This is a genomic window from Erwinia sp. ErVv1 (genome assembly GCF_900068895.1).
GTDB lineage: Bacteria > Pseudomonadota > Gammaproteobacteria > Enterobacterales > Enterobacteriaceae > Erwinia.
In genome coordinates this window covers 305,384-319,908 of sequence record NZ_CDPK01000001.1, presented here as the reverse complement: position 1 = coordinate 319,908, position 14,525 = coordinate 305,384, and the positions used below count along the sequence as shown (strand labels likewise).

Here is a 14,525-nt window from a genome sequence, read left to right as displayed (position 1 = left end):
TATGTCTCAGAGCCCACTTTTCAGTACCGCCCGTCCGGCGGGTCATTTTACGCTCCGGCCGCTGCGCGCCGAAGATGCTTCACGCATTCACGACTGGGTCACCCGCGACTATGCCCGCTTTTGGGGGATGCAACACGACAGCCTTGAACAGGTCGCGGCCTTTTATCAACGGCTGACGGCCGCCCATCCACACGCCGCGCTCATTGGCTGCTGCGATGAGGAGCCGGTGTTCCTGATGGAGTTTTACCGTGCCAGCGAGGACGAGGTCGGCAAGTTCTACTCTGCACAGCCCGATGATTACGGGATGCATATCCTGATTGCGCCCGCCAGCAGGCCGGTTAAGCAGTTCAGCTGGCAGGTTTTCAACGTGGTGATGGACTACATGTTTAGCCAGCCCGGGGTAGGCCGCGTGGTCGTCGAGCCGGACGTACGCAATAACAAAATTCATCCACTCAACAAGCGCGCGGGTTTTCGCTACCAGCACACCATTGATATGGGCCACAAAACCGCCTGGCTGGCCTTCTGCCAGCGTGAAGATTATCAACAAGCCTTAATGAGGGAATCGCTGAATATGAATAACATCACGCCGTTACTGACCGGAACCCATCTGTCAGGTGACAACTGGGCGCAGGCTAACCGTCTGCTTATCCGCAAAGCGATTGCCGAATTTGCCCATGAAAAAATCGTGACGCCAGTCGAAGCCAGCGAGGGGCGTTACGTGCTCGCCGTGCCGGGTGGCGAAGCGCAATACCTGTTCAAAGCACACCGCCTGGCGCTGGATCACTGGGAAATTGAGGCTGATTCGCTGATTAAACAGGAGAACGGCCATCCTCTGACGCTGGACGCCCTGCAGTTCATTGTCGAATTCAATGAGCAGATAAACATTCCGCAGGCGCTACTGGCGACCTACATGGAAGAGATCAGCAGCACGCTGTGCAGCAGCGTCTACAAGTTGCAGAAGAACAACCCGGACAGCCAGGCGCTGGTCAAAGCGGATTTTCAGGCCGTTGAGGCCGCCATGACCGAAGGCCATCCCTGTTTTGTTGCTAACAATGGTCGCATTGGCTTTGATGCTCGCGACTACCTGGCGTTCGCGCCGGAAGCCGCCACGCCAGTTAACCTCGTCTGGGTGGCCGTGCATCTGCGCAACGCGCACTTTTCCAGCATCAGCACGCTGGAATACGAGCAGCTCATGCGCGACGAGCTGGGGGAGTCAACCCTGGACCATTTCAACGCGCTGCTGACGGAGAAAGCGCTGCCGGTCGATGACTATATTTTTATGCCGGTTCACCCCTGGCAGTGGCAGAACAAACTGCTGACCGTCTTTGCTGCGGATATTGCCAGTCATGATATTGTTTACCTCGGCACCGGCGATGACCAGTACCAGGCTCAGCAATCCATTCGCACCTTTTTTAACCGCAGTCAGCCCACTAAACGCTATGTGAAAACCGCGTTATCGGTGCTCAATATGGGCTTTATGCGCGGCCTGTCGCCTTACTATATGGCTACCACGCCGGCGATTAATGAATGGCTGGAAGAGCTGGTGGCGAAGGATGCGTGGCTACAGCGCTGTGACTTCCGCATACTGCGTGAGGTAGCGGCCGTGGGCTACCACAATCGCTACTACGAAAGCGCCATTAAGGGTGACTCGGCCTATAAGAAAATGTTCGCAGCCCTGTGGCGGGACAACCCGGTCGCCGATCTGCAACCGGGCCAGCGGCTGATGACCATGGCCTCCTTCCTGCACGTTGATCAACACCAGCAGCCGCTACTGCCCGCGCTGATCGCCGATTCCGGTCTGTCAGCAGAACGCTGGGTGGCGCGCTATCTGACCTGCTACCTCAGCCCGCTGCTGCACTGCTTCTATCAGTATGACCTGGTCTTTATGCCTCACGGGGAAAACCTGATCCTGCTGCTGGAAAACAACGTCCCCGTTAGCGCCTATATGAAGGATATCGGTGAAGAGATCGCCGTCATGAACCCGGATGCGGTACTGCCTGAGAAGGTCCAGCGCCTGGCGGTGGACGTGCCGGAAAACCTCAAGCTGCTGTCGATATTTACTGACGTTTTCGACTGCATTTTCCGCTTTATCAGCGCCGTCCTGCACCAGTCCGGCACGCTGTCGGAAGAGAGGTTCTGGCAGGCCGTTGCCGACTGCGTGAAAGAGTATCAGCAGGCGCATCCGCAGTTTGCCAGTAAGTTTGCCCGTTACGACCTGTTCGCTCCGGCGTTCACCCGCTCCTGCCTGAACCGCCTGCAGCTGGCGAACAATCAGCAGATGATTAACCTGACCGACCCGGCGGAGAACCTGAAGTTTGCCGGGACGCTGGATAACCCGATTGCCCGCTGGCGCTAACCTGCCGTTCAAAAGAGCGCACGGCGTAGCCGGGTAGGCAACAACGTGGCGCGGTATTACGCCCCGCTGTGCAGATATTTTCCTCTGCCCGCTAAAAAAGTGGTGTATGTTGGCGCGGTCGCTTCGGTGGCCGCGTTTTTTATCATTCTGTTTTGGGGAAGGAACCGCAATGTCTCTTTTTACACCCGTGTCGCGCCTGACCCGCCGACATTTGATTTTTCCACTGTCGCTGGTGCTGTTCGAGTTTGCCACCTATATCGCGCACGACATGATCCAGCCGGGCATGCTGCTGGTCACCAGCGAGTTTCACGTCGGGCCGGAATGGGTCTCCGCCTCGCTGACGGCTTACCTGATTGGCGGTATTGTTCTCCAGTGGCTGCTCGGGCCGCTGTCTGACAGGTTGGGCCGCCGTCCGGTGCTGCTCTCCGGGGTCGCCTTTTTCATGCTCACCTGCATGGCAACCCACTGGGTACAAAGCATCGAGCAGTTTGTTCTGCTGCGCTTTCTGCAGGGGATAAGCCTATGTTTTATCGGGGCGGTGGGCTACGCCACCATTCAGGAGGCATTCGACGAATCGCTCAGCGTGAAGATCATGGCGCTGATGGCCAACGTGGCGCTGCTGGCACCCCTGGCGGGCCCGCTGGCCGGGGCGGCGTTTCTCTCGTTCAGCGACTGGCGCACCATGTTCTGGCTATTCGGCGGCGTGACCGCCGTGGCGCTGATAGGTCTGTGGCGAACAATGCCTGAAACGTCGGGCGACAGAAATACCTCGCTGTCGGTCAAATCGCTCGCGGCAGGTTATTACGCGCTGCTGAAGAACCGCCAGGTGATGGGCGGTTCGCTGGCGATTGGCCTGGTGACCATTCCCTGCCTCGCCTGGGTCGCGCTGTCGCCGGTTATCCTGATGCATGACGAAGGGCTAAGCCGGATGGATTACGCGCTGCTCCAGCTGCCGGTCTTCGTGGCGATGATCGCCGGTAACCTGACGCTGGGTCGCCTCGCCAGCCGCCTCCCCATTGAGCAGCCGCTGCGGCTGGGGGCCTGGCCGATCCTTGCTGGCCTGGCAATCGCGGCCATCAGCACCGCCATCAATACGCACAGCTATTTGTGGCTGACCGCCGGACTGAGCCTCTACGGCTTTGGCACCGGGCTGGTTAATGCCGGGCTTTACCGGCTGACGCTGTTTTCCAGCAGCGCCGGAAAAGGCAGCGTGGCGGCGATGTTAGGGATGGCGAGTATCGTGGTCTTTGCGCTGGGGATTGAGGCTGCTAAAGCGGCTTACTTCAGCGGAGGCAGCGCGTGGTTCAGCCTGTTTAATCTGGTCTGCGGCCTGCTCTGGCTCTGGCTGGTACGGGCATTTCTGCGCGAGCGTCAGCGCCGCAGCCTGGTTATGCCGGTGACGTAACAATCTTTCCCGGAAACGGCACCGGCTGGGGGAATGATCGAGTCCGACATGATTGCCATCCCGCGGATGCAGGAAAAACTGGCGGAGCGTGCAGCCATAAGCGGGGCGCTATGGCTCAAAAAAGACAGCCACCTGCCCATTTCCGGGTCAATTAAGGCGCGCGGCGGTATTTATGACGTGCTTGCCCATGCTGAAAAGCTGGCCCTGGACGCAGGGATCATCCGTGCGGGCGATGATTACCGCGTGTTTCATACGCCGGCGTTCAGGCGCTTCTTTAGCCGGTATAAGATTGCGGTAGGGTCAACGGGTAACCTTGGGCTTTCGATTGGGATAATGGGCGCCGCGCTCGGTTTCCACGTCACCGTGCATATGTCGTCAGACGCACGGCAGTGGAAGAAAGAGAAACTTCGCGCACACGGGGTTGAGGTCATCGAATACGCCGAGGATTACGGCATGGCCGTTGCGCAGGGGCGACGTGCAGCGGAAGCCGATCCTGCCTGCTTCTTTATTGATGATGAGAATTCCCGCACGCTGTTTCTGGGTTATTCCGTGGCCGGGCTGAGATTACACCGTCAGATGCAGCAGAAGGGGCTAACCGTTGATGCGCAGCACCCTCTTTTTGTTTATCTTCCCTGCGGCGTAGGCGGTGGGCCGGGTGGTGTAGCCTTCGGTCTGAAGCTGGTATTTGGTGATAATGTTCACTGTTTTTTTGCTGAACCTACCCATTCACCCTGCATGACGCTCGGCATGAGCACAGGCCTGCATGATGCCGTCTCCGTTCAGGACATCGGGATCGATAACAAAACCGCAGCCGACGGGCTCGCCGTTGGCCGCGCGTCGGGATTTGTTGGCCGGGCCATGCTGCCGTTAACTGACGGCTGCTATACGCTGAGCGATCGGACGATGTATGACCTGCTGGCCATGCTCGATCAAAGTGAAAATATTCAGCTTGAACCCTCTGCGCTGGCGGGTATGGCGGGGCCATGGCGCGTCTCGGCCAGCCCCGACTATCAGCACTTACACGGGCTGACGCCTGAGGTGATGCGCCGGGCGACGCACCTTGTCTGGGCAACAGGCGGAGGAATGGTGCCTGACACCGAGATGAGGTTATATCTGGAAAAGGGAAAGCATTAAAATGACATTACCTGAAACCCGTCTGCCAGCTGTGCAAGCACGCTCTTCAGAGAAGGCAAAATAAGTAAACTGGCGCAGGAAATGTGTGCACTTTATTAATTCGTGGCCCGGCCTGGGGTTCGCGCAGCCGAATCAGGGCCACCCGCCTATATCCCTACACTTTTAATGAGAAAAGATAAGAAAAATCAACGCTTGAAAAGCTGAATAGGAAAGATAATAATTCTCATTGAGATTACACATATTCTTACATCTCTATAACGCGCGTCTTTCTACTTCACTCCTGCGAGACGGGAGCGATAAGCCTACTTTTTAAGGGATTGATAATGAGAATGCCTTTTATCCTGAAGCGTTCCGTTCTGCTCTGTTCTGTCGCACTTTGCACACCCGCTCTCACCTGGGCCGCCGATACCCTGGTCGTTACCGCACAGCCTGTCGAAACGGCTACTTCGCCGACCGAAGGCTATACGGCGAAAACCAGCAGCGGTGCCACCAAAACCGATCGCCCACTGATAACCACCGGCCAGTCTGTTTCCGTGGTGACCCGTCAGCAGATGGAAGATCAGGGCGCGATGGACGTCAACCAGGCGCTGAACTATACCGCCGGGGCCTTTACCAACTTCGCAGGGGCGGCCACGCGCTACGATACGGTTTCGCTGCGCGGCTTCCACGGCGGCGACGTGGACAACATCTTCCTTGATGGCCTGCGCCTGATGAGCGATCCCGGCAGCTACAATGTGCTACAGGTCGATCCCTGGTTCCTTGAGCGTATCGACGTCATCAAAGGTCCTTCCTCCGCACTCTACGGTCAGACAGTGCCGGGCGGGCTGGTGATGGAAACCTCTAAGCGCCCGCAGTTCTCCCCGCAGGGCCATTTCCGCCTGTTCACCGGCACCAACAGCACTAACGGCGCGGCCTTTGATTACACCGACGCAATCAACGAACAGTGGGCGTTTCGCCTGACGGGTATTACCCGCAACAGCGATACCCAGTATGACCATACCCGCGAAGAGAAATATGCTATCTCCCCGTCGCTGCTGTGGCAGCCGGATGAAGATACCTCACTGCTGCTGCGCGCCTATCTGCAAAAAGACCCCTCCGGCGGCTACCACAGCGCGGTGCCGGGTGACGGCAGCATCACCGAACATAATGGTCGTAAGCTGAGCACCGGCTTCTATGACGGCGACAGTTCGCTGGATCAGTTCAAGCGCAATGAGCAAATCTACAGCGCCGAATTCGCGCATCGCTTTAACGATACCTGGGCATTCCGCTCGAATGCCAGCTACTCGCACTCAAACGTCGATCTCGATCAGGTGTATCAGATTGGCTGGGACACCGCCAATCCTGACCTGCTGAATCGCTACTACTCCGGCTCCCGTTCCTCGCTGGACGCCTTTGCCATCGACAACCAGCTGGAAGCAGACTTCGCTACCGGCGAGGTTGACCACAAGGTAGTGCTGGGCGCTGAGTATCATCAGTATAAAAATGATCTGAGCGATGCCAGCGGCTATGCCAGCCAGCTGAATGCCGTTACCGGTCGGGCTGTGGGGCTGAACCCGGACTACGCCTTCAGTAAGTCGCAGCGCCGCTATTACCAGACCGGGGTCTATCTGCAGGATGAGATGGTGTGGAATAAGTGGCATCTGGACCTGTCCGGCCGCTACGATCGCATCGTCTCGCAGACGGAAAACTATGCTTACGACAGCAAATATCGTCGTCAGGATGACCATATTGGCGGTCGCGCGGCCCTGCTTTATGCCTTCGATAACGGCATTTCGCCTTACGCCAGCTACAGCCAGGCCATTACGCCGCAATCCCTCTCCGGTCGGGACGGTAACCTGCTCAAGCCAACGACCTCTGAGCAGTATGAGGCCGGTGTGAAGTATCAGCCGGTGGGTACCTCCGATCTCTACTCCATCGCCGTTTATGATTTAACGCAGAAGGATGTCGGCAACCGCGTGGTGGTGGGCTCCTACTATGATCCGGCAGGAAAAGTGCATTCACAGGGGCTGGAGCTGGAAGCACACAACCAGCTCACGCCGCGCCTGAGCACCCTTGCCAGCTATACGCTGAATCACGTGCGCTATAAGGACTCGGTGGACGGCAACGACGGACATACCCCTTACGTCACGCCGAATTCCATGGCGTCGGCCTGGGCTAAATACCAGTTTGACTATGGGCTGAGCGTCGGTGCGGGCGTGCGCTATATCGGCAAGCAGTGGGCAGATAACGAAAATACTACGCGCCTGCCCTCCGTCACGCTGTTTGACGCGTCAGTGCGTGCCGATCTGGGCGCCTGGAACAGCAGCCTGAAAGGCGCCTTCGTGCAGGTTAACGCCAATAACCTGACCGATCGTGACTACGTCTCGGCCTGTTACGGTACCGGTTACTGCTACTGGGGTGCTGAGCGGACTATTATGGCGACCGTCGGCTACGACTTCTGATGCGACGTCGCTGTTCCAGATAGCGTGCTGGGGTATGTGCAGCGGTAATACGCGCATTAATTCAGCGTAACGCCTCAGTCAGCCCGAAAACTCAGCGTGGGATAACCCTGCGCTGAGTTTTTTTATGCCCGGCAGTCAGTCACTTTCCGTGTCATAAAAATGTCATATTGCGTACATGTCACTGTCATCAAAATGTCCTATTTTCCCTCCAGCAGCAAAAAATACTGAGATTAAGACCGCGTGTAGTCTGACTTTTAATCCCCCGGAGGGAATATGACACTGGTACGCAAAACCCTGACGCAATTCGTCGCAGTAACCCTTTCACTCAGCACTCTTTCCGTCATGGCGGCCACCAATCTGACCGGCGCGGGCGGCACCTTCCCGGCACCGGTTTATAACAAATGGGCCGCAGAGTACAACACGGCGACGGGTGCGCAGGTTAACTATCAGGGCATTGGATCCTCCGGCGGTGTAAAGCAAATCATCGCGAAAACCGTCGACTTTGGCGCGTCTGACGCCCCAATGAAAGACGACGAACTGCAAAAAAATGGCCTGTTCCAGTTTCCTACCGTGATTGGCGGCGTGGTACTGGCCGTTAATCTGCCTGGGGTGAAATCCGGCCAGCTGACGCTGGACGGGAAAACCGTCGGCGATATTTATCTGGGCAACGTTAAAAAGTGGAATGACCCGGCTATTAGTCGCCTGAACCCTGGCGTTAAGCTGCCCGACAGCAATATCAACGTGGTGCGCCGCGCCGACGGATCCGGCACCTCGTTCGTCTTCACCAGCTTCCTGGCAAAGGTGAACAGCGACTGGAACAGCAAAGTGGGCAAGGGGAATACCGTAAACTGGCCGGTTGGCCTGGGCGGTAAGGGTAACGACGGCGTTGCTGCCTTTGTTCAGCGGCTGCCGGGCTCAATTGGCTACGTCGAGTATGCCTATGCGAAACAAAACGGCCTGGCCTGGACCAAACTGCTGGATGCCGATGGCAAAGCGGTTGAACCCGGTGAGCAGAGCTTCAGCAATGCGGCGAAAGGCGCAGACTGGCAGCGCTCTTTTGCTCAGGATCTGACGTTTCAGAAGGGCGAAAATGCCTGGCCGATTACCTCCACCACCTTCATTTTGCTGCATAACGTGCAGGATAGCGCCGACAAGGGCACAGCCGTGCTGAAATTCTTCGACTGGGCCTACAAAAACGGCAGCAAAACCACCACCAGCCTCGACTATGCGCCGCTGCCGGATGCGGTAGTTAAGCAGATCCGCGCCGCATGGAAAACCAACGTTAAAGACAGCTCAGGCAAGGTCCTCTTTTAGTCAAGGGGCTCGCTGACTGACCCCGGTACGGGGCGAGCCCTGGGCCGCCCCTACACTTCACCTACTGAGAACGCTATGGGTGCAACCACGCCGACATTCAGGCCTCCCGGCAGGCGGGGCGATATTATCTTCAGCGCGCTGGTTAAGCTGGCGGCGCTGATTGTACTGTTGCTGCTGGGCGGCATTATCGTTTCGCTTATTATCTCCTCCTGGCCGAGTATCCAGAAGTTTGGTTTCGCATTTTTATGGACCAAAACCTGGGATGCGCCCAACGAACAGTTTGGTGCGCTGGTGCCCATTTATGGCACCGTCGTCACTTCACTTATTGCGCTGATCATTGCCGTACCGGTCAGCTTCGGTATCGCCCTGTTCCTGACCGAGCTGGCGCCCAACTGGCTGCGCCGTCCGCTCGGCGTGGCCATTGAACTGCTGGCCGCGATCCCGAGCATCGTCTATGGCATGTGGGGTCTGTTTATCTTTGCCCCGCTGTTTGCCACCTGGTTCCAGACGCCGCTCGGCGATCTGATGGCGAATATTCCCATCGTCGGCGCACTCTTCTCCGGTCCGGCCTTCGGTATCGGCATTCTGGCCGCCGGGATTATTCTCGCCATTATGATCATTCCCTATATCGCGTCGGTTATGCGCGACGTCTTCGAACAGACGCCGGTGATGATGAAGGAATCTGCCTATGGCATTGGCTGTACCACCTGGGAGGTTATCTGGCGCGTGGTGCTGCCGTTTACTAAAAACGGCGTGATCGGCGGGGTAATGCTTGGCCTCGGGCGCGCGCTCGGTGAAACCATGGCGGTGACCTTTATCATTGGCAACACCTACCAGCTCGACAGTCCGTCGCTGTTTATGCCGGGCAACAGCATTACCTCGGCGCTGGCGAATGAGTTTGCCGAAGCCGAATCGGGCGTGCATACCGCCGCGCTGATGGAGCTGGGGCTGATCCTTTTCGTCATTACCTTTATCGTGCTGGCCTGCTCTAAGCTGATGATCCTGCGCCTGGCGAAAAGTGAAGGAGGGCGCTCATGACCGCGCTGGACATGCATACCCCTGACGGACTGGCGGCCTCGCGTCGCAAAATGCAGGCCTGGCGACGGCTGAAAAACCGCATCGCCCTGACGCTTTCGCTGATGACGATGGCGTTTGGCCTGTTCTGGCTGGTGTGGATCCTGTTTGCCACCGTTACGCGCGGTATGGATGGCCTCACGCTGTCGCTGTTTACCGAGAATACCCCACCGCCAAACACGACGGGCGGCGGCCTGGCGAACGCCATCGCGGGCAGCGGGCTGCTGATCCTCTGGTCAACGCTGGTGGGGACGCCGCTGGGGATCATGGCCGGCATTTACCTGGCGGAGTATGGCCGTAAATCCTGGCTGGCGGAGGTTATCCGCTTCATTAACGATATTCTGCTCTCCGCACCCTCTATCGTGGTGGGGCTGTTCGTCTATACGCTGGTGGTGGCGCGGATGCAGCACTTTTCCGGCCTGGCGGGCGTGGTGGCGCTGGCGCTGCTGCAGATCCCGATCGTCATCCGCACCACGGAAAACATGCTCCGGCTGGTGCCGGACAGCCTGCGCGAAGCGGCCTATGCGCTGGGTACGCCAAAATGGAAGATGATCTCGGCGATTACTCTGAAAGCCTCGGTTTCCGGCATTCTCACCGGCGTGCTGCTGGCGATAGCCCGTATCGCCGGAGAGACCGCACCGCTGCTTTTTACCTCGCTCTCCAATCAGTTCTGGAGCACCGATATGATGCAGCCGCTGGCTAACCTGCCGGTGACGATCTTCAAATTTGCCATGAGTCCGTTCACGGAGTGGCAGAGCCTGGCCTGGGCGGGCGTACTGTTAATTACGCTTTGCGTCCTTCTGCTGAATATTCTGGCGCGCGTGGTCTTCGCCAGGGGCAAACATTAATTAAGCGTGCGGCTGCGGCGGCATGAACCATGCGAGAAGAACAATGGCTGACAACTCCTCCAGTAATATGATTCAGGTGCGAAATATGAACTTCTGGTATGGGAAATTCCATGCCCTGAAGAATATCAACCTGGATATTTACAGAAATCAGGTGACCGCCTTTATCGGCCCGTCGGGCTGCGGGAAATCCACGCTGCTGCGCACCTTTAACAAGATGTTCGCGCTCTACCCGGAGCAGCGCGCGGAGGGGGAAATCCTGCTCGACGGCGAGAATATCCTGACCGCCAGCCAGGATATCGCCCTGCTGCGCGCGCGGGTGGGGATGGTCTTTCAGAAGCCGACGCCGTTCCCGATGTCGATTTACGAAAACATCGCGTTCGGTGTACGCCTGTTTGAAAAACTGTCACGTGCCGATATGGACGAGCGGGTACAATGGGCGCTAACCAAGGCTGCGCTGTGGATGGAAACCAAAGATAAGCTGCATCAGAGCGGCTACAGCCTGTCCGGTGGTCAGCAGCAGCGGCTCTGTATTGCGCGCGGCATTGCCATTCGCCCTGAAGTGCTGCTGCTGGATGAACCCTGCTCGGCGCTGGATCCGATTTCCACGGGCCGTATCGAAGAGCTGATCACCGAGCTGAAGCAGGATTACACCCTGGTGATCGTTACGCACAATATGCAGCAGGCGGCGCGCTGCTCCGATCACACCGCCTTTATGTACCTGGGCGAGCTTATTGAGTTCAGCGATACCGACACGCTGTTCACTAAACCGCACCAGAAGCAGACTGAAGACTATATTACCGGCCGCTACGGTTGATTGACGGGAGAATACGATGGATAACCTTAACCTCAACAAACATATCTCCGGGCAGTTCAACGCTGAGCTGGAGCATATCCGTACCCAGGTGATGGCCATGGGTGGGCTGGTGGAGCAGCAGCTTACCGACGCCATCACCGCCATGCATAATCAGGATGGCGAGCTGGCGAAGCGGGTCATTGCGGGCGATCAGCAGGTCAATATGATGGAAGTGTCGATTGATGAAGCCTGCGTGCGGATCATCGCCCGGCGTCAGCCCACCGCCAGTGATTTACGGCTGGTGATGGCGATCATCAAAACCATTTCCGAGCTGGAACGCATCGGCGACGTGGCGGATAAAATCTGCCGCACCGCCCTGGAGAAGTTTGGCCAGCAGCATCAGTCGCTGCTGGTGAGCCTGGAGTCGCTGGGCCACCATACTATTCAGATGCTGCACGACGTCCTGGACGCCTTCGCGCGTATGGATCTCAATGCCGCCGTCGAAATTTATCGCGAAGACAAAAAGGTCGACCAGGAGTACGAAGGCATCGTGCGGCAATTGATGACCTATATGATGGAGGATCCGCGCACCATTCCCAGCGTACTCACCGCCCTGTTTTGCGCGCGCGCCATCGAGCGCATTGGCGACCGCTGCCAGAATATCTGCGAAATCATCTTCTATTTTGTAAAGGGGCAGGATTTCCGCCACATCGGCGGGGATCAGCTGGATAAACTGTTAACGGATGACAATAGCTGATCCCACCGGCCTTAGTTAAGTATAATTATTCAAGCTTAAGAGGATGTTGCTTGAGCCCTTTAGGTAAATCACTGAGTATCCGATTTTTCGGTATTTTTCAGCCTGGTGAATATTTATCTAAAGGGAATGTAAGTTATGAAGTTGAAGATCCTCGCATTAGCTATTTCCACTCTGACGGTTACCGGTGCCTGGGCGCACGGTTATATTCAGGAGCCTGCCAGCCGCGCCTATCAATGTAAACTGGGCAAAAATCTGGACTGTGGTAATGTCACCTGGGAACCACAAAGTGTCGAGCAAAGCTCCGGTTTTCCGTTTACTAAGCTGCCACGTGACGGTGAACTGGCCAGCGCAAGTATCCCTACTTTTGCGCAGCTGGATCGCCAGTCTGCGGATGCATGGGCGAAAACGCCGTTTAAATCAGGCAAGCAGAAATTTACCTGGAATCATACCGCACTGCATAAAACCGTCAGCTGGACCTATTACATCACCAGGCAGGATTGGGACGCGAACAAACCCCTCACCAGAAGCGCCTTTGAGTTAACGCCTTTCTGTACCGTACCGGGCAATAATCGGGCACCTGCACGCTTCGTAACCCATGAATGTAGGGTTCCAGAACGTACCGGCTATCAGGTTGTTTATGGCGTCTGGCATATTGCCGATACGGTTAACAGCTTCTATCAGGCTATTGATCTGGACTTTGGCAGCGGCGGCGATCAAAACCAGACTCCTGCAGAAAGTGAATGGACGCAGCTGAGTGGTGTGCTTTACGGCAAGGACCTTAAGGTCGGTGATACTGTTTCAGTCAGCTTTTTCGATACCAATGGGATAGTTAACGCTCTTAAGTATCAGCTGAACATTACCAGCGAAGATTTGACTGACAAAAATCGCTGGTCAAAAGCCCTGGCGGAGGTGATTAACAAAGAATCTCAGGGGCGGCTTCAGGCCGGAGTGATGAACAGCACCACGAAAGCTATCGAGCCCGTATTCGGACATAACAACCTCTATTCCCGTAGCGATCTCTCAAGCGTTAAAAGCTTCGCACTCTCTTATAAGGAAACTCAGGCGCCGGCGATTCAGGAACGTATTACCTTAAGCCATCTCACGGCTGAAAAAATCAAAGGCGGGAAATCGGAGGTTAAATTTAATGTCCATGTGTCTGGTAAGCTGAATATTGAGGCAAAAGTTTACGATAGTGCTGATTTGGTCAGAGGGTATCTCAAATCCGAGCTGAATAATACCAACAGGGCGCTGAGTATTCACCTTGATGGTGTTGAAGCGGGGGAATATATTTTCAAGGTTATCGCAACTAACGAAAAAGGCGATATTCTGCAACCAGAATATATTAAATTCAAACTGGAAAACGATCCTTCAGATGCCAGGCCTGACGCTGAATTAAACGATCTGCCTGTCTTCCCGGCCGGTATTTCAGATTATAAAGCCGGGACGCGCGTTATTCAGCAAAAAAACCAGAAAGTTTATGAATGTCTGCCGTTCCCCAACAGCGGGTATTGCAAGCAGTGGAGCCAGAGCGCAAACCAGTTTGAACCCGGCGTGGGTTCGCACTGGCAGATGGCATGGAAACAGATTAACTGAGTTGATGCTGCCCTCGGGGCTGACCCCCTCGCGGGAGGAAAAGCTGGTTATCTTTCCTGACGGAAGATAACCCATTTTTACCCAGTGAACACGCCTGGCTTAGGGTGTTCACTGCCTTTATTTTGTGGTCAGATCCCAGCCGCGCGCCTTCCACAGCCCCGGCAGCTGCGCCATATCATTAAACGCGGTCACCAGCGGATGGTCGATCGGCTTATTATGGGCATCTGCACAGTAATAAAATACCGGGATACCCGCGGCAACGCCGGCGTTAGCGCCCGCTTCGGAGTCATCCACCAGAATACAGTTTTCCAGTGGCACACCCATCTGATTCGCCGCGTGGACCATCAGGTCCGGGTCCGGTTTCCAGCTGTTGATATCGTAGCCGCTGTACAACCGGTCATCAAAAAAGCGGCGCATCTTCGTCAGGCCCAGCGAATGCTGCATTTTCGGCACGGTGCCGTTTGACACCACGCAGACGGGCACGGTTATCTGCTCCAGCAGGGCATAAGCGCCTGATATCGGCTTAAGTTCAAGGTCAAAAAGGCGTGCAACTTCTGCCCGCCAGGCGGATTCAAACTCCTCCACCGGCACGGTCAGGTTAAACCGGTTAGCGACGGTTGGAATAATCTCGTACAGCTTGACGCCTTTATATTTCTCAAACATCTCCTGCAGCGGCAGCTCCGCCCCAAAGCGGGCAAAGATGTTGACGTAAGCCTGAGCACAGAGTAATTCGCTGTCAACCAGCGTCCCGTCGCAATCAAAAAACACACAGCTAACAGACATGGTGGGTTCCTGTATTCATTATCATCA

The 14,525-nt window shown here is 56.3% G+C and carries 10 protein-coding genes and 1 pseudogene; 10 read left to right on the top strand and 1 reads right to left on the bottom strand.

The window, feature by feature from the left end; translation table 11 throughout:
• Position 1: 1 nt before the first annotated feature.
• The 10 genes and pseudogenes from A1830_RS01335 (at position 2) to gbpA (ending at position 13,715) form a co-directional block, all read left to right on the top strand.
• Positions 2-2,356 carry a GNAT family N-acetyltransferase gene (locus tag A1830_RS01335; protein WP_067700589.1) on the top strand — a complete coding sequence of 785 codons (2,355 nt, stop codon included), beginning with the start codon at positions 2-4 and terminating at the stop codon, positions 2,354-2,356.
• Between the two features lie 169 nt (positions 2,357-2,525).
• On the top strand, positions 2,526-3,761 hold the full coding sequence (locus tag A1830_RS01330) for an MFS transporter (RefSeq protein WP_067700586.1): 1,236 nt from the start codon (positions 2,526-2,528) through the stop codon (positions 3,759-3,761).
• A pseudogene (locus A1830_RS01325) lies at positions 3,762-4,895 on the top strand (D-serine ammonia-lyase); the annotation flags it as partial. It lies immediately after the preceding gene.
• A gap of 323 nt (positions 4,896-5,218) precedes the next feature.
• Positions 5,219-7,336 carry a TonB-dependent siderophore receptor gene (locus A1830_RS01320; protein WP_067700583.1) on the top strand — a complete coding sequence of 706 codons (2,118 nt, stop codon included), beginning with the start codon at positions 5,219-5,221 and terminating at the stop codon, positions 7,334-7,336.
• 273 nt (positions 7,337-7,609) lie between these two features.
• Positions 7,610-8,650 carry a phosphate ABC transporter substrate-binding protein PstS gene (gene pstS, locus A1830_RS01315; RefSeq protein ID WP_067700580.1) on the top strand — a complete coding sequence of 347 codons (1,041 nt, stop codon included), beginning with the start codon at positions 7,610-7,612 and terminating at the stop codon, positions 8,648-8,650.
• A gap of 75 nt (positions 8,651-8,725) precedes the next feature.
• Positions 8,726-9,688 (top strand): phosphate ABC transporter permease PstC, encoded by a 963-nt coding sequence (gene pstC, locus A1830_RS01310; RefSeq protein WP_067700577.1) that lies wholly within the window; start codon positions 8,726-8,728, stop codon positions 9,686-9,688.
• Positions 9,685-10,572: a phosphate ABC transporter permease PstA gene (gene pstA, locus A1830_RS01305; protein WP_067700574.1), complete on the top strand. Its 888-nt coding sequence runs from the start codon at positions 9,685-9,687 to the stop codon at positions 10,570-10,572. Before pstC ends, pstA begins: the two co-directional genes overlap by 4 nt.
• A gap of 43 nt (positions 10,573-10,615) precedes the next feature.
• The gene (gene pstB, locus A1830_RS01300; protein ID WP_067700571.1) at positions 10,616-11,386 is read left to right on the top strand and encodes a phosphate ABC transporter ATP-binding protein PstB; all 771 of its coding nucleotides are present in this window, start codon (positions 10,616-10,618) and stop codon (positions 11,384-11,386) included.
• Positions 11,387-11,402: 16 nt separating this feature from the next.
• On the top strand, positions 11,403-12,122 hold the full coding sequence (gene phoU / locus A1830_RS01295; RefSeq protein ID WP_067700568.1) for a phosphate signaling complex protein PhoU: 720 nt from the start codon (positions 11,403-11,405) through the stop codon (positions 12,120-12,122).
• Between the two features lie 135 nt (positions 12,123-12,257).
• On the top strand, positions 12,258-13,715 hold the full coding sequence (gbpA, locus tag A1830_RS01290) for an N-acetylglucosamine-binding protein GbpA (protein ID WP_067700565.1): 1,458 nt from the start codon (positions 12,258-12,260) through the stop codon (positions 13,713-13,715).
• A 117-nt stretch (positions 13,716-13,832) separates the two neighbouring features.
• On the opposite strand, the gene yieH is transcribed toward gbpA, so the two are convergent.
• Complete coding sequence (gene yieH / locus A1830_RS01285) at positions 13,833-14,498, bottom strand: 6-phosphogluconate phosphatase (protein WP_067700562.1); 666 nt, start codon at positions 14,496-14,498, stop codon at positions 13,833-13,835.
• Positions 14,499-14,525: the final 27 nt, after the last annotated feature.